Genomic DNA, 17,348 nt, shown 5'->3' with positions numbered 1-17,348 from the left:
GGCTCACAGTGGGATCACGATTTCTTCGGTGGCCTTGGTGGTGCCGCTGCGCAGGACCGGCCAGCGGTATTCCAGGCAGTACACGGTGCCCGGGTTCTCGATCTCGGCGGGCGTCAGGTAGCGCTGGCCAGGTGGCACGCTTGCCTTTGCCACGGTGCCAAAGAACACGCCGCATTCGCGCACGGTTTCACCCTGCGCATCGGCAAAGGCGAACGTGGTGCGCAGCAGCAGGAAGGGCGTGGGCACCGGGCTGGTCTTGTAGTAGACCTGGCCGGGCATCTCGATATCGTGGTCCTGGGCGGTGCCGGGCACGGCATAGCCCACGTCCACCACGGTGCGGCGGCCGATTTCGTCCAGCAGCGTGGTGCGGTCGGCAGGGGTGGCCGGGGGAGCGGGCCACGCGCCATCGCCACGGCCCCATGCGATGTGCACGGGCATGGCCGCCAGGGATTTGGCCAGCGCGATACGGCCGGCGTCTTGCAGTGTCTGCATGGGCTATTCCTCGGATTCGGTGGTTTTGCTGTGGATGTTGGATTGCTGCCAGTGGTCGCTGTCCCAGCGCCCGGTCCAGCCGCGTGCGGGGGCCATGCGGGGCTCTGCGGCTCCCGTGGCAAGGGTGTTGGCGGCGCCAGGCCACTGGCCGGGCCGCGTGCCTGCACTGGCGGCCCAGGCCTCGCCGCTGTTGGTCCATGGCTGATGCCGGGCGCGCTGCGGCGCCAGGCCGGGCGTGGTCTGCAGCTGGTAGCCCGTGGCCATGCGCTGCATGCGGCCGTCCCAGCGCCACACGTCCAGGCGCAACTGGTCGGCCCGGCGCATGCGGCCACTGGTGTGCTGGTGGTCGGCGCTGCGCAGCGGCGTGAGCTGGGGCGCCTGGGCCTGGGACTGGTTGATGCGGCCTTGGCTGCCGATGACGGGCGGCTCACCCTCGCCCACGTCCACGGGCGTGCCGCTGTCGTTGTCCCACAGGGCGCCGTCCAGCTTGGGCGCGCGGTCCCAGCGCAAGGCGCGCAGATCGAAGCGGTAGAACACCCGATAGAAATGGACGTGCAACGGGATGCTGGCCCGCACGACATGGGCCATGCGCGCGATATCGCTGTTGCTGACTTCGCGGCCCGGGTTGATGTGAAGGCGGGCGCCGTCCTCTTCCAGGGTCACGCTCAGGTAGCCCTGCCAGGCCAGCGCGCGGCGCACGGCGGCGGCGCTGCCACGCTCGCGCAGCCAGGGCAGGCCCTTGGCCAGCAGCTCGCGCGGATCGGAAAAATAGCGCTCGAATTGCCCCAGCTGCCACTGCTGGGCCAGCCAGGGCAGCAGGGCCGGGTGCTGGGCGGTGCTGGCCGGCTCGGCCGCGTCGGCCATGGCGCCCCAGTCGCGCGGCAGCGTGGTGTCTATCACGCGCTCCAGGCGGGTGGATGCGGGCGGCAGGATGCTGCGGCGGGCGTCCATCAGGCCACCCCCGCGTCGATCAGGTCCACGGCGCCCAGGGCCGGGAATTCGCCGGCCGCAATCGGCGTGATGGGCGCGGGCCGCGTGTTGTCCGGGTAGTCCACGGCGTGCACGCCATCGACGTGCAGCAGCGTGGTGATGTAGCTGCGCGCCACGCTGCCGTCCAGGCTGGCCATGCCGGCAAAGGCCGCCTGCAGGCGCGCCTGCAGCTGCTGCAGCAGGCCGGCCGGCGCGGTGCGCGTGCGGGTGATGCGCGCAGTGATGTCGATGGTGCGTGGCACGGCCACGGCCACATTGACGGGCACGCCCAGCATGCGGGCGTTGTCGGCATTCAGGGCCTCGGACACCAGCTGCCGCACGGCCTGGGCCTGCGCCTGGTCGGTGACCCACAGCATGACGAGCACGCTGCCCGGCGCCGCCTGGCTGGCCCGCACGGCGCGCACCAGGGGCGAGGTGGTCAGGGCGTGGAATTCGTAGTGCTCGCGCGTGCCCTGGCCGGCCAGCGCGGCGATGCGCAGCTGCAGCCGCGTGCGCAGGCGGTCGTCGGTTTCGCCGGCCTGGCGGTCCACGCCGTACTGCGCGGCCAGGTGGTCGAGGTCGCCGCCCGTGGCAAAGGCCAGCAGGTGGGCGCGGGCGGCATCGTTGACGCGGGCACGGTACAGCAGTTCCCGGTAGGCGCATGCCTCCAGCAGCTTGAGGATGGGATCAGATTCGAGCGCCAGGACTTCGGCAAGCTCGGGAGCGCGGGCCAGTATGTCGGCCTTGAGGTCGGCCAGGATCTGCTCGAAGTCCAGCGGCTCGATGATCTGCGGGGCGGGGAGGGTGGCCAGGTCGGTCATGCACCCCCCGTATTTCCGATATCCACGGTCAGGCTCAGCGGCTTGGCGCGGGGTGCATAGGCCGATAGCAGGGCTCCGTCGATCACCAGCTGTGCACGTCCTGGCCGCTGTGCATCGCGCACGATGCGCAGGCGGTCAATGGACAAGCGCGGCTCCCAACGCATGAGCGCAGACGCAATGGCGGAATACAGGCGCGCCTCGGTCTGCGTGTTGTCGGGCTGGTCTATCAGTAGAGGGACCAGCGAACCGTAGGTGCGCCGAGCCACCCGGCTCCCCATGGGCGTGCTCAGAATGTCGCCGATGGATTGCACCAGGTGCTCGACAAGCCCGATGCGCCGGCCGGTGGTGCGGCTCATCATCGCGGTTCCCCCGTGTTGCTGTCGCCGCTGCGCACGCCGCCGTGGACGTGGTGCACCAGGCTGATGGCTTGGGCCACCACATCGGGTGCAGCCCGCACCAGATCCCTGACGCTCAACGATGCTTTCGCGGTGCTCAGGGTGATGTCGTCGCGCGAGATGGTGATGGACGCATCCTCAATGCGCAGGGTGAGCACGCCGCCTTCGTATCGGATGAAATGGGTGTTGTCTTTGTTCAGCTTGATGTGCGGCGGGCCATCGCTGGGCTGGTCCATCTGCTCGCTGTACAGACCCAGCAGGGCGACGCCCTGGCGCATGTCGCCGCCTACGCTCAGCACCAGGCCCTGCTCGCCCACCTCCGGCGCCCAGAAGGTGGAGCCTTGCGTGCCGGCCCGCAGGCACTGCACCTGCAGCCAGTCGGTGATGTTGTCTCCGCAGCGCATGCGCACGGCCAGCGGCTTCGCGCGGACCTCGGCCACGGTGCCACGGCGTGCCAGGTTCTCCAGGCGCCGGGTCAGCTCGTAGGGGCTTTCTTGCTGCGGTGTTTCGGTCATGCGGTCATCGTGCCGCCGCGCACGCGCGAAGCCCAGCAGCGCGTGCTGTGGCTGCCGACATGACAGAAATCAGGGGTGCAGGTGTCGCAGGATGAGGTCGCGTAGCAGGTCGGCGTCTTCGGCGGGGATGCCCAGCAGCTGCCGTTCTGGGTAGTCGTACATGGGGCCGTTCTTGGCCACGCGGTCCTGCTCGCCGTAATGATGCACGCGGGCGATGCGATCTGCACGGCCTGCGAATTGCACAACGGCCGCATCGCCCTGGGCCTTGGCCTTGAGCCAACGCTGCATGCGCAGCTTGGCGAACAAGGGGCGGCGGGCTTTGGCGCGGGCGCGGATCTGGGCGCGCTTGTTTCGCAGGCCGTCGCCCTGGGTCTTGCGGGGTTCCCATTTCTCGCCGTCCGGCGTCTGCTGGCCGGCCATGCGCTGGCTGTTGCGGGCGCGCAGCTGCCGTGCCAGGTCCAGCAGTAGGCGGCGGCGCGCTGCCGGCGCAAGCTTGGCCAGCAGCGACTCGGCCCACAGTTCAAGCGCGCGCATATCTGCCATGGCTACATCTCAAACCGCGTGCGTTCCGGCGGGGCTTCAATGTCCCACTCGCACAGCTTCTGATCCTTGAGGTACAGCTCCCAATGCTCGGCCACGCAGTTGCCGCCCGGGTGGCACGGTTCCTTCGGGTGCATCGCGCTGTAGCGCGTGGGGTGGTCTGGGTCCGGTTTGACTATGACGGCTTCGCGCAGCGGCACGCGGATGCCGACATCTGCGGCGGTGTCGTTGAGCTGCTCGACATCGAAGAGCAGCGCCTTCTGGCGCTTCTCCGCGTTGTCCAGGGCGTCGGACTGGTTGACGCGCAGCCAGGCCACCAGGGGCACGAACAGGGCATCGGCGTGCCCGGCATAGTCCAGCACGGTGATTTCTGCCGTGTACAGGTATTCATAGGACAGGCTATCTGCCCCGGTGGCCAGCACCTGGCCGCCGGCCGCACGCACGATCAGGTTCTCAGGGTTCTCTGCCAGCTTCGGCACGGCCTGCAGGATGAGGCGGCGCAGGCTATCGAGTTTCCACATGCTGGTGCTCCTGCGCCACGGCCTGTGGGCCTGCGTTGATACGCTGCGCTACCGCGCCGAATGCGCGCTCGCAGGCGGCGCCTCTGGCCCGGGCCTGGTCAGCTGTTGACGCCAGGACTCCCGCTCGCTCATCAGCGCGGCCGAGCACGTCGGCAAGCACTCCGATGGCGTCGGCAGTTGCCTCGCGCTCTGCGGCAGTGGCGGCACTTCGGGCCATGTTTTGGAAATCTCGGGTGCGCTGTTCAAGGAGCCTGTCGCTGCGCAGCCGGCCAGCGCGTTCAGCATCAGCAACGCGGCCCAGGGCCTCATTTTCCTCACGGGCTTTCCTTTCCTGTTCTTCCATCGCCTGCCGGGTCTGCCTGTCATAGCGGCCCACGGCCTCGATGTAGCGGGTGATTTCGGTCTGGGCCTTTGCTGTCTTCTCTGCCAGGCCCTGCAAGGTTTGCGCGTGCTGGGCCTTGAGGTGGCTGATGCGCAGCTGCTGCACGCTCAGGGCAGCCGCCACAGCAACCAGTACCCCAGCCCACAGCACAGCGGATTGCATCACTCCGCGTTGACGGTTCATAGGGACTCCAGGCACATCGCCATTTCGCGCCCTCTGCGCAGCTCCAGGCCGCGCAGGCGAATGCCTGCGGCAGTGACCCACGCCGGCAGTTGCTCGCACGCGGCGCGCACATCGCCGGCCTGCAGGCGCAGCAGCATGGTGGAATGCCGGCCGCTCTTGAGCCACACAAAGCCGTCTTTGCTGCCGGCCTGCCCTGGCCCCACGTTGTAGATGAAGCTCAGGAAGGCGGCCAGGGTCTGGTCAGGCATGCCATTGCGCACATGGGCAGGCACCCAGCGCTCGAAGACTTCCCAGGCCTCCTGTATGCCCTGGCGGGTCAGCATGTCGCATTCAGCCTGCGTGGCGCGGTCGCCCATCTGCACGCCACGGGTCCAGCCTTCGCAGATTGTGGGAATGCCGATGGGGTCGCGGTATGCGCCCAGCCTGCGGCCTTCCTCCACGGGCAGGAACTGAACCAGCAGACCAGCCACCCCCACGGCCACCGCCGAGGCTCCTGCAGCAATCTTGATGTTGCTGGGCCACTTCATAGGACGGTCTCCCCACCGGCCTCGTTTTCCAGCCAGGCGGTGAGCGCGCGTTCTTCGCGCCGGTCCTTGCGCCATTGCCAATACTGGCCCAGCAGCAGACCCACCACGCCGACGATGATGCCCACGATGACGCCGATTTCGGAAATCGTCAGCCCGCTGACCACGGCGCTGATGGCGCCACCGTAGGTTGCCGTCTTGCCGCCGATGATGGCGACTTTCTCGATGCTGTCTGCCACTGCTTTCTCCCTCTCTCAGTCCCACAGGTAAACGCGCTGGCGGGTCGGTGCCGGCGCGGTGACGAGGCGCACCAGGTGCCCCTCTGGCAAGTCGTCTGCAAACCGGCCCAGGCCCGGATTGGCGGCCAGAGTGGCCTCCACGTTTCCGCCTGTGGCGCCCAGATGGCGCCATACGAGTCCGTCCAGCGTGTCATGCGCGTGCGCGCGCACAGCGAGCCCCGGCTGCATGTTTGCGGGTGCGGCCATCTCAGATCAGCTCCACGATGGTTCGCCGCCGGCCGCGCAGATCCGCGATGGCGTTGCGCAGGTTCCGCTGGAACGTGTCCACGCGGATCTCCAGACGGGACAGCACGCGCCCTTCCTTTCCCTCGCCGTTCGGCAAGGTGTCCAGATCGCGGTAGGCCTCGGCCAGCTCGGCCTGCACATGGCTTTGCACGGCCCGCAGGAACTGCACAGGCTTGACGCTCTTGCCGTCCACCTGGCGCGCTGGCACCTTGTCCAGGGCGTCATGGCCGGCGGCCGCCTGCTCGGCCCGCCAGGCTTCCAGCTGCCCCGTGATGTCGGCCACGGCCAGCACCACGGCCTGGCGCAATCGATCGGGGGTCACGGTCGCGTCAAAGCGGCATTCCTTGAGCATGCGGTCTGCGTCCACATCGGGCCACCAGCCATCGCCAGCAACAGTGCCCGTTGGCCTCTGGTTCGGTGGGTTGACGTTGGATACAAACATGCAGGCTCCGGTGTTGAGGTGTGGCGGTGGCCCAGGGCGTTGGACGGTGCTGTGTCAGCTGTCCTTGCCCTGGGGCCGCCACGGGCGCGGGGTACGCTCGGTTTCGGCGGTTGGAGCTATGCCTCTTTCTTGAGGCGGCGCTCCAGCCGCTCGATGTCTTTTTTCACGCCGGTACGGGTGTCCAGCTCGAAGGCGCGCTTGAGCAGCGGCATGGCCTTGCGGCATGCGGTGATGGGACGGGACTCCATGTCCACATCGCTGCTCGATGTCTTGCCCAGCAGCGCCCAGCCGGCGGCCTTGTAGAGCTTGGCGCGGGCCTGGTCGTGTGCATCCAGGCCATCGGTCATGGCGATGACCTCGGCCGTGATGCGCACGGCGTCCTTGCCTGCCAGCCGGCCCGCCATCACGGCCTCGCCTACCTCATCGATCACGATGGTTTGCACGGGCCGCTCGAATCTGTCGGGCATCTTGAGCCCGTGCTCTAGCGCGTATTTGGCGAGCGCCAGGCCTCGGTCATACATCCCTGCATCCAGGCTCCACAGCAGGACCGTGGCCAGCACGTCGTCCTGCACGCCCGGCGCGGCCTGCAGTACCGCGTCGATGTAGTCGTCAAACTCGGGCAGCATCGTTCGCTTCATCTCGGCGCGCCGCTCCAGGCTCTGCACGTCCTTCAGGCGCAGGCGGAACTGGTGCAGCTGCGTCAGCTGCATTTCATAGGCCGAGCCTGTGGCCTCGCCGTGCGCGCCGGCATCGGCCGCCTGCTGGGCTTGCTTGGCCGCCAGCACGCGCAAGCGGTGCCGCTGGGCTGGTGATTGGTTCATGGGTTCCCCGCTGGTGTGGCGCCGGCCCGATCAGAGCCGGCGCGCTGGCTGCTATCAGGCTTCGGGCTCGATCTCGATGTTTTCGATCAGCACGGCCTTGCCCAGGTCTTCGATGACGAAAGCATCGTTGGAGCTTTCGTAGGTCTCCACGCGGTCGCGCTTCGGGTTGTCCAGAATCGACCGGCGGCGTCCGCCTTCCTGGTAGTAGATGGACAGGTTCGACCAGCTGGTGATCAGGATGGCATTGGGGCGGAAGAACGGCACGGCGTTGGCCGCCAGGCGCCCCAGCCGGGCCTGGCTCGCAACGATGCTGGCCGCCAGGATCTCGGTGGGCGCCTTCTGGCCATCGACCAGCGGGAACAGCTTGTCGTGCATCAGGTCGCGGCCTGTGATCGCCACCAGATCCGCGGCTTCGGCATGCCAGGGGTCCAGCAGCGTTTTGTAGGCGTCGTAGACCAGACCATCGAGGGTCTTGAAGTCATTGCCAGCGCTGTGGCCGACCTTGACCTTTCCGCTGCCTTGAACGACTTCATGCAGCACACGCTCCGGCGCTGTATTGCGCAGCTGCTGCAGCCAGCCGATGTTCACATCCTGCAGCAGCGGGTTGGCTACCAGGTCGGTGTCTGCGGCCACGCTGGTGCCGTTCCAGCCCACCATGATGCGATCCAGGGCGCAGCGTTCGTAGATGCTGCGGGACAGGCGCGGCTGGAAGTCCTTGAACTTCGCCCACATGTCCAGGGTCTGGTAGCGGGTGTGGGTGTCGTAGTTGGTCTTTTCGCAGCGGTATTTCGTGCCGTCGATGGCCTTCACATCGCGGGTCTGGCGGTCCTTGGTTTGGGTGTTGGTGCGGCTGGCAATCGGCCCGGTCACGCCCAGGTAGAGCTTTTCACCTTCCATTTCCGTGACAGGCACGATGTTGATGCGCTTGAGCAGCTCGCTGGATTCTTGGATCTTGGTTTCCAGGCGCTGCTGCACGCTGGGCTCAATGGCGAATTTCTCGGCGGCGCTTTCAACGCCATTGAGCTGGGCCTGGTCCTTCAAGAACTGGTTGTATTGCTGGCGGGTGAGCTTTTGCATGTCGGTTTCCTCGGTCTGGTGTAGTGGGCTGGCCAGGGGTCAGCAGTCGGCCTTCTCGTAGCCGGCGCCACCGGTGTTCAGCGGTCGCTTGTTGGGGTTGCTGTCGGTTTTCTCGACCTTCTCGCGGAACTCGGCGAAGGCCTCCAGGTGTTCCTCCAGCTTCTTGCGCAGGTCTTGCTGCTCGGTGCCGAACTTGGACACCTTGCCGTCCAGCGCTTCCATGGCGTTGCCGGCCTCCTGCATGGCCTCGGTCATTTCCGCCGCGAATTTCTCGCCGGTTTCCTGGCGGCCGGACAGGCGCTTGAACTTGGACAGCAGCTTGGAAACCACTCCATCGCGGGCCGGGCCTGCCTCGGGCTCGTCATCGCCGTAGTCCAGCTCGGTCTCGATGAATTCCGTAAAGAGCTTCTTGCCGTCCTTGGCCGAGAACGAAAGTGCTTCACAGCCGGTACTGGCCGGGCTGTCGGTCACGGCCAGGCCCATCAGATAGGCCTCGCCCTTGCCTTGGAAGTTGGGCTCCACCTCAATGGAGCTGTAAATCTTCTTGCCCTGGCGGTTCATGGCCACCAGCGATTCCAGCGGCTTGATGCTTGCGAACAGGGCCAGCAGGCCGTCCTCGACCTCGCGGGCCTCGACTTCCAGCACGTCGCCCTGGGCGCTGAATGGGCTGTCATGCCACATGCTGCGCTGGTGCTCCACCCAGACCCGCGCGCCGTACTTGGCGCGGCTGTAGGTGTTGGCAATCTGTTCGATCCATTCGCGTTTGATTTCGCGCCCATCCACCGTCTTGCCTTCGGTGGCGACCCGGAAAAATTTCTTGCTCATAGCGTGCAGCCAGTGGTGAGAGTTGATCTGGTGCCTATGTTCTTTCGGTGCAAGTTTTGTAGCAATCAGCGCGCTCTGTGGCTAGACGAGTGACAGTTTTTGCATGCTGCTTTTCGCGCGCGCGCGGGACAAACTCCCAGTCATGCCCAGCACTGCAAAACGCGCCAGGCCGGCGCCGCATCGCGCAGCGGCATCGGCCAAGAAGGCGCCCGCCAAGACCGCCGCGAAGAAGCCCACCAAGCAGGCCGACAACCCTCTGCCCTTTGGCCTCGATGGCTTGCCCACAGCGGCGGGCTCGGGTTTGCCGGCTGGCCCGTCAAGTCCCGTGGACGGCGGCGCCGGGGTGCGCCGCGAAGCGAGGGCGCTGTTCTGGATGGGCTGGAAGTTCACGCATATCGCCGAACGGCTGGGCGTGCCGCGCACCACGCTGATCGGCTGGTCGCGCGCTGATGGCTGGGAAGAGGCCAAGCCCGTTGACCGTGTGGCTGGCACGCTGGAGTCGCGTCTGGTCTCGCTCATCGCCAAGGACCAGAAGACCGGCGGCGACTTCAAGGAAATCGACCTGCTCACGCGGCAGATGGAGCGCCTGGCGCGTATCGACAAGTACGGGGAGACAGGCCGCGAACGGGATCTGAATCCCAACATCGAGCTGCGCAATGCCGGGCCGAAGAGGAAGCCGGAAAAGAACGCCATCACGCCCGAGCAGGTGGACGTGCTTTGCAAAGCCTTCCTCGATTCGCTGTTCGACTACCAGCGCACCTGGTGGGGCGCAGCCATGGAGCGCACCCGGCAGATCCTCAAGAGCCGGCAGATCGGCGCCACTTGGTACTTTGCGCGCGAGGCGCTGATTGATGCGCTCCAGACGGGGCGCAATCAGATTTTCCTGTCGGCCAGTAAGAACCAGGCCCATGTGTTCCGCAACTACATCATCGCTTTCGTCAAGAAAGAGATTGGTGTCACGCTCACAGGCGATCCCATCATCTTGCCCAATGGGGCCGAGCTGATTTTCCTGGGCACCAACTCGCGCACGGCCCAGAGCTACCACGGCAATCTGTACTTCGATGAATATTTCTGGACCACGAATTTCACCGAGCTGAACAACGTGGCCAGCGGCATGTCGTCGCACAAGCAATGGCGCCTGACGTATTTCAGCACGCCCTCCAGCCTGCAGCATGAGGCCTATGCGCTGTGGAACGGCTCGCACATCACCGACCGCAAGCTGGACATCGACCTGCGCCATGAGCACCTGGCCAATGGCTTTCGAGGCGCGGACGGCATCTGGCGCCACATCGTCACGGTCGAGGATGCCGAGCGCGGCGGCTGCACCTTGTTCGACATCGAGAACCTGCGCTCCACCAAGGCCGCCACTGTCTTCGCCAATCTGTACCTGTGCCAGTTCATGGATGACGCGCTGGCCGTGTTTCCGCTGTCGCTGCTCCAGCGCGGCATGGTGGACCCCTGGGAGGCATGGAAGGACTTCAAGGCCTTCACGCAGCGGCCCTTTGGGCACAAAGGCGTCTGGGTTGGATATGACCCCAGCCATACCGGCGACAAGGCCGCGCTGGTGGTCCTGGCGCCGCCTGAAAAGCCCGGCGGCAAGTTCCGCGTCCTGTACCGCAAGCAGATGCACAAGATGGAGTACGAGGACCAGGCGGCGGAAATCCAGCGCATCTGCCAGCAGTTCAACGTCGAGAAGATGACCATCGACACAACCGGCATGGGGCAGGGCGTCTACCAGCTTGTGCGTAAGTTCTTTCCCGCCGTGCGCGGCCTGCGCTACAGCCTCGAAGCCAAGATCCTGCTGGTGCTCAAGGCCCAGACCGTGCTGCGCGCCGGCCGTCTGGAGTTCGACCAGGACGACAAGGAAATGGCCGCCAGCTTCATGTCGGTCAAGCAGGAGATGACGCCCACGGGCCGCTCCATCACCTACAGCAGCGGCCGTTCGGAGCAGACCGGCCACGGCGACCTGGCGTGGGCAACCATGAATGCCCTTTCCAATGAACCACTGGAGCAGGGGACGGAGTTCGCCGGCTCCACGCTCTCGCAATCTTTTGTGGAGATATCCGAATGACAGAAGCCCCCCAGGCCAGCGCAGCGCCCGGCAGCACTGCAGCCGGCGAGTCCGCGCCCCCAGGCGCCGCGCGCTCTGTGATGTTCACCTTTGGCGATCCTGAGCCAGTGGTGGGCGGGCGCGCCTCCATCCTCGAATACATCGAGTGCATGGATAACGGCCGCTGGTACGAGCCGCCTGTCAGCTTTGCTGATCTGGCGCGCATGCTTCGCGTCGGTGCCCATCATGAGTCCGCCATCCGCTTCAAGGTCAACGTGTTGACCAGCACGCTGGTGCCGTCGCCGTATCTATCGCCCGGCGCCTTCCAGGCCTTCGCCTTGGACTACCTCACGCTGGGCAATGGCTATCTCGAAAGCCGGCGCAATCTGGTGGGGAGCCTGCTCCGGCTGGAGCACACACTTGGCAAGTACATGCGGCGCGGCAAAGAGGCCGGGCAATATTTCCAGATCAGCGATTTTCAGAACGAGCACGAATTCCCGGCTGGCCAGGTCTTCCACCTGCGGGAGCCCGACATTCATCAGGAGGTATACGGCCTGCCGCAGTACCTGGGCGCCGTGCAGTCGGCCCTGCTCAACGAGGCCGCCACGCTGTTCCGCCGTCGCTACTACGCCAACGGCTCGCACGCTGGCTTCATCCTCTATGTGACGGACCCCGCCCAGCATGAGGAAGACATCGAGGCAATGCGCGATCAGCTCATCAAGTCCAAGGGCGTGGGCAATTTCAAGAATCTCTTCTACTACGCGCCCAACGGCAAGGCCGATGGCATCAAGCTGATTCCCATCAGCGAGGTGGCCGCCAAAGATGAGTTCGTCAACATAAAGGCCAGCAGCAGGGATGACGTGCTGGCCGCGCACCGAGTGCCGCCCCAGCTGATGGGGATGGCACCGAACAACGTGGGCGGCTTCGGGGATGTGGAGAAAGCCGCAAAGGTGTTCGCTCGCAACGAAATCCGGCCGCTGCAGTCGCGCATTAAGGATGAACTCAACGCATGGGCGGGGAAGGCTGTATGCAGCTTTCTGCCGTATTCGCTCGAGGAAGACGAAACGAGTTCTTCACGGTGAGCTGCTTGGTGGCGATGACAGCAATCTTTAAGGTGTCCACCAGAAAAACAGCTTCCAAGTATCGAGAATAATGTGAAAAAAGGCGCTTTGAAGCGCCTTTTTTTTCATCCCACCAGGATGTTCATGGAGTTTTCTGTTTTTCGGTGAACAGCCTAGAACAATTCAGAATGCGTACCGAGTCGGACAAAGACCACAGTCTCTGTATTTTTCTTGGGTCCTTCGCCTACCTCGTAGATGAGCAATAAGTCTCCCTTAACATGTAGTTCTCGATATCCATCCATGCTTCCCTTCAATGCATGGTCGTTCCACTCGGGGTTGATGGGGCCATCATTGGCGATCACTACTGTTATCGCCTCATTTACCCGAGACATATCTACCATTCCCGAATGGACTGCCTTGCGATAGTCCTTCAGGAAATCCTGACTGTAGTCAGCAATTCGGGGCAAATTTAATCCCCTTTTTGTTTCAGCGCTCTTATTGGAAGGCGCTCCTTTTTTCGAGGTCATCGATAAACTCCTGTGCACCGCCGAATCGTGCACTCTTACTATGGATGATGGCACGGCTTTCCATCATTGCTCGCCTCGTCTTCTCCATCGGAGTGACAACGGCGTAAATATCAAAAGGCATCTTTCGTTCGGCTACAACTCGACGCAAAAAAACCTTAACAGCGTCAGCTACATCCAAACCCATATCACGCAATGCGATCTCGGCCTGTTCCTTTAAATCTTCATCAATCCGCATTCTTAAAAAACTAGTACTAGATTCGCTTCTAATGTTGGTTGCCTTGACTATTACCTTTTTAATATCGGTAGTCATTTTTCGCTCCTTTATGAACACCCCGTTGCAAAATTACTAGGGGCTCTGTGCGAACTCTAAAACCGGGATCCCGACGTGCTTGGGTCACGCCGCAGTTTTTGAGCTCTTCACTATCTGACAATTTTGGTTTCCATTAAATTTTCTCTTGCCCGTGGACACACGCCATCGCAACGCACGGGAGAGGTAACACTAGCCACAACATGTCGCGATGATTGGATTATAGCACGTCTTTTGTGGAATGTGCCACGTTTGTGTCACTTTTGAGCACTTTTGTGCGAGGTGCGTGTCGTGGAGGGCTGAGGACGTTTGTAGCTTGTTGTTCTGAGAGGGGGCGCTGAGCGTCGTCTTGCTTTCGTTGCAAGGAGATGGCCGCCCGTTGTTCAAACAACTATGAAAAAAGCCCGCTGACGCGGGCATGGTTTTCGTAGGCGGCGTAGTTTTTAGCGTAACTTTTGCCAGCAGCGGGGAGCTTGCTTAATGGCATTGCTCCCTTGCATCATGGGCGTGTGCGCCGACAGATCAGGGGCCGGAGAGGGCTGTGTGCTTTGCGAGAGGTCGCTCATTGGCTTGGGAATCAACAGGTTGCAGCGGCGCGAAGGTGCCGGGCAAGGCCTGCCTGGATGGCGCGGGGCCGCAGGAAGGCGCGAATGTTCTTGTAGGGTACTTGCCGCCTTCGGCCACCTCAGTCAGAGGTGGGCGCGATGCCGGTGAAGGGGGACATTATTCCACGGGGTGTTGAGCGGGGCTTGGGGATGGTGTTCGTGGCCGTGCCACTGCAGAGCAACGGGTGGAATTGCGAATGCTTTCAATCGCCTGCCGGTGATAGGATGCATGAAACTTCAATGAAAAATCCAGCCATCATGCGTGTCGGCCGTTCTTCTGCTGAACCCTTGCGGGGAGGTGCTGCACTCCTGGCGGAAGAGCTGCGCCCTGGTGGCGTGTACCGACGCGAAGACCTGGCACCGCTTTCCACGGCGGTAGACCGGCATCTGAGTGAGCTGGTGGCTGGCGGAAGATTGAAGAAGTTGGCGCAAGGGCTGTATCACGCACCCAAGCAGTCCGATTTCGGGCCGCTGCCACCTGCTGACGATCAAGTGGTCCAGAGCTTTCTGCGGGACAGCGATTTCCTGTTGTTTTCGCCTTCCGCCTTCAATGCGGTGGGTGTCGGTACCACGCAGCTGTACAACAGCACCTGGGTCTACAACCGCAAGCGGCACGGCATCTTTCGGTTAGGCAATCGTGATTTCGACTTTCGGGTAAAGCCCCGTTTTCCAAAGAAACTCAGCCCCGAGTTCCTGTTCGTGGACTTGCTCAACAACCTGGATGAGCTGGCTGAAGATGGGGAACTGGTTCTTGGGCAGGCGCGCAAAAAGATGCCGTCCTTTGATGCCGAGCGCCTGCGCCGGGCGATTGAGCGCTATGCCAACGCGGCTACCCGAAAAATCTTGAGGGAGTGGAGCGGTGGCTGATTTTCTTCACGAGCGCAGGGATTTCGACCAACTCCTCGCGTTGGTGGCCGACGAGCGTGGTTTGGCTCCTGTGCTGGTGGAAAAAGACTACTGGATCATGCATTGCCTCTGGGGTCTTCAGGCCCAGGGGCTGCGGTTCGAGCTGAAGGGCGGCACATCGCTGTCCAAGGGCTTCGGTGTCATCCATCGTTTTTCCGAAGACATCGATATCCGCATCGACCCGCCGCAAGGAATGGACGTCAAGACAGGCCGCAATCACGACAAGCCCGCTCACGTCGAATCACGGCGAGCCTATTACGACGCGCTCGCGCAAACCATCTGCATTCCCGGTGTGGTCGAAGTTCAGCGGGATCGCCTGTTTGACGATGACAAGATGCGCAGCGCCGGGATCCGGTTGATCTACACGCCAAGAACGGCGGCGCTTGCGGGGATCAAGGACGGCATCCTGTTGGAATTGGGATTCGATGACACGGCACCCAATCGCGCAGTGACCATCTCTTCGTGGGCCTTGGAGGCTGCCATGGGGCGCGATATCCCGCTGCGGGACAACCGTGCGGTGAATGTGCCTTGCTATGCACCGACGCACACTTTCGTCGAAAAATTGCAGACCATCTCCACCAAGTACCGCAGGCTGGATGCAAGCCGGGCATTTCCTGCCAACTTCCTGCGGCATTACTACGATGTGTATTGCCTCCTGGGCATGGAGGAAGTGCAGGGCTTCATCGGAACACCGGCCTATCAGCAACGCAAGATCGAGCGGTTCCGTTCCGGAGATGAGCTGGCCATCTCCCTCAACCCGGCATTTGTGCTGGCCGATGCTGCTCAATGCGACCGTTTTGCGCAGGAGTACCGCAAGACACGGGCCTTGTACTACCAAGGACAGCCGGATTTCGACCTTCTTCTGGCCCGCATCCGCGAGCACATCCATGTGCTGTGATGGGCACAGGAAACCTTGATGAAAAAGGACTCAATAGTCCTCATGGGCTTGCATAGGGATGGCCCGCCTGCCTGACTGGCAAGCCTCTGTGTTCTCTAACCCCGCACCCCCGCCACCACCCACTCCTGCGGAAACTCCATCCCATCATCCTTCGCAATCTTCCTGAGGATATGCAGGCAGGCGCTTTGCAGGTCCTGCACCACGGCCTGCCGGGCGGTGGGGCCGTCCCTTTGCTCCAGCGCATGGATCAGCCGGATGTGCGGATGTTCGGCCGCGCGGGCGTAGGTGCCCCGGTACAGGTAGCGCACGGACGGGCCGCACTTGAGCCATAGCAGGCCGATGAGGCTGGCCAGCACGGGCTGCTGCGCGGCTTCGATGATGGAGAAGTGGAAGCGCTCGTTGGCGATCAGCGTGGCGTCGTCATCCACGGCGATGGATTTTTCCAGGTCCTGGTGCAGCCGGGTGAGGGTGTCGATGAAGTCCTTGCCCGGATGGCGGCTGGCGGCGGCTGCGGCGGCGCGGCCTTCCAGTTCGATGCGCAGGGCGATGATTTCCACGTACTGCTCCACGCTGAGCACGGGCACGGTGGCCACGCCGCGGTCGTCCAGGTCCAGGGCGCCTTCGGAGGCCAGGCGCTGTATGGCATCGCGCACGGGCGTGGGGCTGATGCCGAACTCTTCGGCCAGGCTGCGATAGACGAGGCGCTGCGCGGGTTGCAGCTGGCCTCTCACGATGGCGTCACGGATCTGCAGGTAGGTTTTTTCGGCAAGGGTCTGATTGGTTCGGATCTGTGAAAAAACGCTGGACATCGGGCCTCCGCAACTGCTTGGGCGCAATGGTACCTCCCGGGGAAGGACGGTTTGTTCATGGCCACGGTGTGTGGCTGTGCCAAGGGCTAACCCTGTAATTGGTGTTTGATGCATCAAGTATCATGCATCATATCTAAGGGAGGGTGCATGCGGACATACACGTTGGAAAAAGCAGAACCAAGGATTCGTGAGCTGGCCGACGGCCTGGAGTTTCCCGAAGGCCCGGTGGCCATGCGCGATGGATCGGTCGTGCTGGTGGAGATCGCCAACGGCTGGCTGACCCGGGTGACGGCCGATGGCACAAGGCGGCAGCTCGTCCACCTGGGCGCAGGCCCGAACGGCGCCGCCATAGGCCCCGGCGGCAAGCTGTTCATCTGCAACAACGGTGGCTTCCAGTGGCACCGCAGTGCGGAGCATGGACTGCGGCCCATAGGCCAGGCCAACGACTATTCAGGCGGGCGCATAGAGGCCGTGGATCTGGCCTCGGGCCAGGTCGAATGCCTGTACACGCAAAGCGGCAGCGGACCCTTGAAGGGCCCCAACGACCTGGTCTTCGACCGGCATGGCGGGTTCTGGTTCACCGACCACGGCAAGGTGCGCCCGCGCGAGGTGGACCGGGGCGGCGTCTGCTACGCGCTGGCCGATGGCAGCGCCATCCGCGAGGCCGTCTTCCCGCTGTGGTCGCCCAACGGAATCGGTCTTTCTCCCGATGAGAAGACGCTCTATGTGGCGGAGACCTTCACGGGGCGGCTGTGGGCCTTCGACATCGGCGAGCCCGGGCACATCCTGGCCCGGCCCTGGCCCGATTCGCCCAATGGCGGACGGCTGGTCTGCCGCCTGCCGGGCATGCAGAACATCGACTCCCTGGCCGTGGATGCCGAAGGGAACATCTGCCTTGCCACGCTGGGCGAGGGCGGCATCACCGTGGTCTCGCCAGCCGGGCAGGTGCTGCACCGGGTCGAGCTGCCCGACCCCATGACGACCAACATCTGCTTTGGCGGCCCAGACCTGAAGACCGCCTTCGTCACCCTGTCTTCATCGGGGCGGCTGGTGGCGTTGGACTGGCCGTGTCCTGGATTGCCTTTGAATTTCCTGAATAGATAAGTTCCCCCTGGCTTCCCTTTCCATATCGCTGGCGATTGCCATGGCGAGGG

General features: G+C 63.6%; 23 protein-coding genes. 5 read left to right on the top strand and 18 right to left on the bottom strand.

Going from position 1 to position 17,348, the window contains the following annotated elements:
- Positions 1–3: 3 nt before the first annotated feature.
- From ACF8NF_RS24590 to ACF8NF_RS24520, 15 genes are all read right to left on the bottom strand, one after another.
- Positions 4–492 carry a hypothetical protein gene (locus ACF8NF_RS24590; protein ID WP_392451448.1) on the bottom strand — a complete coding sequence of 163 codons (489 nt, stop codon included), beginning with the start codon at positions 490–492 and terminating at the stop codon, positions 4–6.
- A 3-nt stretch (positions 493–495) separates the two neighbouring features.
- A complete protein-coding gene (locus ACF8NF_RS24585) occupies positions 496–1,443 on the bottom strand; it encodes a phage tail protein (protein ID WP_392451447.1) in 948 nt (315 codons plus the stop codon).
- A complete protein-coding gene (locus ACF8NF_RS24580) occupies positions 1,443–2,282 on the bottom strand; it encodes a baseplate J/gp47 family protein (protein ID WP_392451446.1) in 840 nt (279 codons plus the stop codon). The genes ACF8NF_RS24585 and ACF8NF_RS24580 overlap by 1 nt, the downstream gene beginning before the upstream one ends.
- Complete coding sequence (locus tag ACF8NF_RS24575; protein ID WP_392451445.1) at positions 2,279–2,638, bottom strand: GPW/gp25 family protein; 360 nt, start codon at positions 2,636–2,638, stop codon at positions 2,279–2,281. Before ACF8NF_RS24575 ends, ACF8NF_RS24580 begins: the two co-directional genes overlap by 4 nt.
- Complete coding sequence (locus tag ACF8NF_RS24570) at positions 2,638–3,192, bottom strand: phage baseplate assembly protein V (protein WP_392451444.1); 555 nt, start codon at positions 3,190–3,192, stop codon at positions 2,638–2,640. Before ACF8NF_RS24570 ends, ACF8NF_RS24575 begins: the two co-directional genes overlap by 1 nt.
- Before the next feature lie 69 nt (positions 3,193–3,261).
- A complete protein-coding gene (locus tag ACF8NF_RS24565) occupies positions 3,262–3,735 on the bottom strand; it encodes a phage virion morphogenesis protein (protein ID WP_392451443.1) in 474 nt (157 codons plus the stop codon).
- Between the two features lie 2 nt (positions 3,736–3,737).
- Positions 3,738–4,253: a phage tail protein gene (locus ACF8NF_RS24560; RefSeq protein ID WP_392451442.1), complete on the bottom strand. Its 516-nt coding sequence runs from the start codon at positions 4,251–4,253 to the stop codon at positions 3,738–3,740.
- Entirely contained in the window at positions 4,237–4,818 is a 582-nt protein-coding gene (locus ACF8NF_RS24555; RefSeq protein WP_392451441.1) for a DUF2514 family protein, read from the bottom strand. The genes ACF8NF_RS24560 and ACF8NF_RS24555 overlap by 17 nt, the downstream gene beginning before the upstream one ends.
- Entirely contained in the window at positions 4,815–5,345 is a 531-nt protein-coding gene (locus tag ACF8NF_RS24550; protein ID WP_392451439.1) for a lysozyme, read from the bottom strand. Before ACF8NF_RS24550 ends, ACF8NF_RS24555 begins: the two co-directional genes overlap by 4 nt.
- Entirely contained in the window at positions 5,342–5,581 is a 240-nt protein-coding gene (locus tag ACF8NF_RS24545; RefSeq protein ID WP_043792502.1) for a holin, read from the bottom strand. The genes ACF8NF_RS24550 and ACF8NF_RS24545 overlap by 4 nt, the downstream gene beginning before the upstream one ends.
- 15 nt (positions 5,582–5,596) lie before the next feature.
- Positions 5,597–5,827 (bottom strand): tail protein X, encoded by a 231-nt coding sequence (locus ACF8NF_RS24540; protein WP_392451438.1) that lies wholly within the window; start codon positions 5,825–5,827, stop codon positions 5,597–5,599.
- A gap of 1 nt (position 5,828) precedes the next feature.
- The gene (locus ACF8NF_RS24535; protein ID WP_392451437.1) at positions 5,829–6,308 is read right to left on the bottom strand and encodes a head completion/stabilization protein; all 480 of its coding nucleotides are present in this window, start codon (positions 6,306–6,308) and stop codon (positions 5,829–5,831) included.
- A gap of 116 nt (positions 6,309–6,424) precedes the next feature.
- Positions 6,425–7,129: a phage terminase small subunit gene (gene gpM, locus ACF8NF_RS24530; protein ID WP_013803547.1), complete on the bottom strand. Its 705-nt coding sequence runs from the start codon at positions 7,127–7,129 to the stop codon at positions 6,425–6,427.
- Positions 7,130–7,183: 54 nt separating this feature from the next.
- Positions 7,184–8,206, bottom strand: coding sequence for a phage major capsid protein, P2 family (locus ACF8NF_RS24525; protein ID WP_047473307.1), 1,023 nt, complete (start codon positions 8,204–8,206; stop codon positions 7,184–7,186).
- A gap of 39 nt (positions 8,207–8,245) precedes the next feature.
- Positions 8,246–9,031 (bottom strand): GPO family capsid scaffolding protein, encoded by a 786-nt coding sequence (locus tag ACF8NF_RS24520; RefSeq protein WP_392451436.1) that lies wholly within the window; start codon positions 9,029–9,031, stop codon positions 8,246–8,248.
- Positions 9,032–9,173: 142 nt separating this feature from the next.
- Between ACF8NF_RS24520 and ACF8NF_RS24515 the strand changes: the two genes are divergently transcribed.
- A complete protein-coding gene (locus ACF8NF_RS24515) occupies positions 9,174–11,102 on the top strand; it encodes a terminase large subunit domain-containing protein (RefSeq protein WP_392451435.1) in 1,929 nt (642 codons plus the stop codon).
- Positions 11,099–12,163, top strand: coding sequence for a phage portal protein (locus ACF8NF_RS24510; protein WP_392451434.1), 1,065 nt, complete (start codon positions 11,099–11,101; stop codon positions 12,161–12,163). Before ACF8NF_RS24515 ends, ACF8NF_RS24510 begins: the two co-directional genes overlap by 4 nt.
- Before the next feature lie 152 nt (positions 12,164–12,315).
- On the opposite strand, the gene ACF8NF_RS24505 is transcribed toward ACF8NF_RS24510, so the two are convergent.
- Together ACF8NF_RS24505 and ACF8NF_RS24500 are read right to left on the bottom strand one after the other, a co-directional pair.
- Entirely contained in the window at positions 12,316–12,669 is a 354-nt protein-coding gene (locus ACF8NF_RS24505; protein WP_392451433.1) for a type II toxin-antitoxin system YafQ family toxin, read from the bottom strand.
- Positions 12,638–12,979 carry a type II toxin-antitoxin system RelB/DinJ family antitoxin gene (locus ACF8NF_RS24500; RefSeq protein ID WP_392451432.1) on the bottom strand — a complete coding sequence of 114 codons (342 nt, stop codon included), beginning with the start codon at positions 12,977–12,979 and terminating at the stop codon, positions 12,638–12,640. The genes ACF8NF_RS24505 and ACF8NF_RS24500 overlap by 32 nt, the downstream gene beginning before the upstream one ends.
- 842 nt (positions 12,980–13,821) lie before the next feature.
- Between ACF8NF_RS24500 and ACF8NF_RS24495 the strand changes: the two genes are divergently transcribed.
- Together ACF8NF_RS24495 and ACF8NF_RS24490 are read left to right on the top strand one after the other, a co-directional pair.
- A complete protein-coding gene (locus ACF8NF_RS24495) occupies positions 13,822–14,448 on the top strand; it encodes a hypothetical protein (RefSeq protein WP_227469602.1) in 627 nt (208 codons plus the stop codon).
- Complete coding sequence (locus ACF8NF_RS24490; protein WP_046239761.1) at positions 14,441–15,385, top strand: nucleotidyl transferase AbiEii/AbiGii toxin family protein; 945 nt, start codon at positions 14,441–14,443, stop codon at positions 15,383–15,385. Before ACF8NF_RS24495 ends, ACF8NF_RS24490 begins: the two co-directional genes overlap by 8 nt.
- Positions 15,386–15,480: 95 nt before the next feature.
- On the opposite strand, the gene ACF8NF_RS24485 is transcribed toward ACF8NF_RS24490, so the two are convergent.
- The gene (locus ACF8NF_RS24485) at positions 15,481–16,194 is read right to left on the bottom strand and encodes a GntR family transcriptional regulator (protein ID WP_392451431.1); all 714 of its coding nucleotides are present in this window, start codon (positions 16,192–16,194) and stop codon (positions 15,481–15,483) included.
- A gap of 147 nt (positions 16,195–16,341) precedes the next feature.
- Here ACF8NF_RS24485 and ACF8NF_RS24480 point away from each other — a divergent pair, with 147 nt between their 5' ends.
- Positions 16,342–17,298: an SMP-30/gluconolactonase/LRE family protein gene (locus ACF8NF_RS24480; protein WP_392451430.1), complete on the top strand. Its 957-nt coding sequence runs from the start codon at positions 16,342–16,344 to the stop codon at positions 17,296–17,298.
- Positions 17,299–17,348 lie beyond the last annotated feature (50 nt).

This window comes from Delftia sp. WSY_22 (assembly GCF_043104185.1).
GTDB lineage: Bacteria > Pseudomonadota > Gammaproteobacteria > Burkholderiales > Burkholderiaceae_C > Comamonas > Comamonas tsuruhatensis.
The sequence above is the reverse complement of the archived record's forward strand: the minus strand, read 5'-3'. Positions and strand labels throughout refer to the sequence as shown.

Bases quoted from the DNA above. Each gene is read 5' to 3' on its own strand.
- ACF8NF_RS24590 (WP_392451448.1), bottom strand. From the start codon at position 492: ATGCAGACACTGCAAGACGCCGGCCGTATCGCGCTGGCCAAATCCCTG.
- ACF8NF_RS24585 (WP_392451447.1), bottom strand. From the start codon at position 1,443: ATGGACGCCCGCCGCAGCATCCTGCCGCCCGCATCCACCCGCCTGGAG.
- ACF8NF_RS24580 (WP_392451446.1), bottom strand. From the start codon at position 2,282: ATGACCGACCTGGCCACCCTCCCCGCCCCGCAGATCATCGAGCCGCTG.
- ACF8NF_RS24575 (WP_392451445.1), bottom strand. From the start codon at position 2,638: ATGAGCCGCACCACCGGCCGGCGCATCGGGCTTGTCGAGCACCTGGTG.
- ACF8NF_RS24570 (WP_392451444.1), bottom strand. From the start codon at position 3,192: ATGACCGAAACACCGCAGCAAGAAAGCCCCTACGAGCTGACCCGGCGC.
- ACF8NF_RS24565 (WP_392451443.1), bottom strand. From the start codon at position 3,735: ATGGCAGATATGCGCGCGCTTGAACTGTGGGCCGAGTCGCTGCTGGCC.
- ACF8NF_RS24560 (WP_392451442.1), bottom strand. From the start codon at position 4,253: ATGTGGAAACTCGATAGCCTGCGCCGCCTCATCCTGCAGGCCGTGCCG.
- ACF8NF_RS24555 (WP_392451441.1), bottom strand. From the start codon at position 4,818: ATGAACCGTCAACGCGGAGTGATGCAATCCGCTGTGCTGTGGGCTGGG.
- ACF8NF_RS24550 (WP_392451439.1), bottom strand. From the start codon at position 5,345: ATGAAGTGGCCCAGCAACATCAAGATTGCTGCAGGAGCCTCGGCGGTG.
- ACF8NF_RS24540 (WP_392451438.1), bottom strand. From the start codon at position 5,827: ATGGCCGCACCCGCAAACATGCAGCCGGGGCTCGCTGTGCGCGCGCAC.
- ACF8NF_RS24535 (WP_392451437.1), bottom strand. From the start codon at position 6,308: ATGTTTGTATCCAACGTCAACCCACCGAACCAGAGGCCAACGGGCACT.
- gpM (WP_013803547.1), bottom strand. From the start codon at position 7,129: ATGAACCAATCACCAGCCCAGCGGCACCGCTTGCGCGTGCTGGCGGCC.
- ACF8NF_RS24525 (WP_047473307.1), bottom strand. From the start codon at position 8,206: ATGCAAAAGCTCACCCGCCAGCAATACAACCAGTTCTTGAAGGACCAG.
- ACF8NF_RS24520 (WP_392451436.1), bottom strand. From the start codon at position 9,031: ATGAGCAAGAAATTTTTCCGGGTCGCCACCGAAGGCAAGACGGTGGAT.
- ACF8NF_RS24515 (WP_392451435.1), top strand. From the start codon at position 9,174: ATGCCCAGCACTGCAAAACGCGCCAGGCCGGCGCCGCATCGCGCAGCG.
- ACF8NF_RS24510 (WP_392451434.1), top strand. From the start codon at position 11,099: ATGACAGAAGCCCCCCAGGCCAGCGCAGCGCCCGGCAGCACTGCAGCC.
- ACF8NF_RS24505 (WP_392451433.1), bottom strand. From the start codon at position 12,669: ATGACCTCGAAAAAAGGAGCGCCTTCCAATAAGAGCGCTGAAACAAAA.
- ACF8NF_RS24500 (WP_392451432.1), bottom strand. From the start codon at position 12,979: ATGACTACCGATATTAAAAAGGTAATAGTCAAGGCAACCAACATTAGA.
- ACF8NF_RS24495 (WP_227469602.1), top strand. From the start codon at position 13,822: ATGAAAAATCCAGCCATCATGCGTGTCGGCCGTTCTTCTGCTGAACCC.
- ACF8NF_RS24485 (WP_392451431.1), bottom strand. From the start codon at position 16,194: ATGTCCAGCGTTTTTTCACAGATCCGAACCAATCAGACCCTTGCCGAA.
- ACF8NF_RS24480 (WP_392451430.1), top strand. From the start codon at position 16,342: ATGCGGACATACACGTTGGAAAAAGCAGAACCAAGGATTCGTGAGCTG.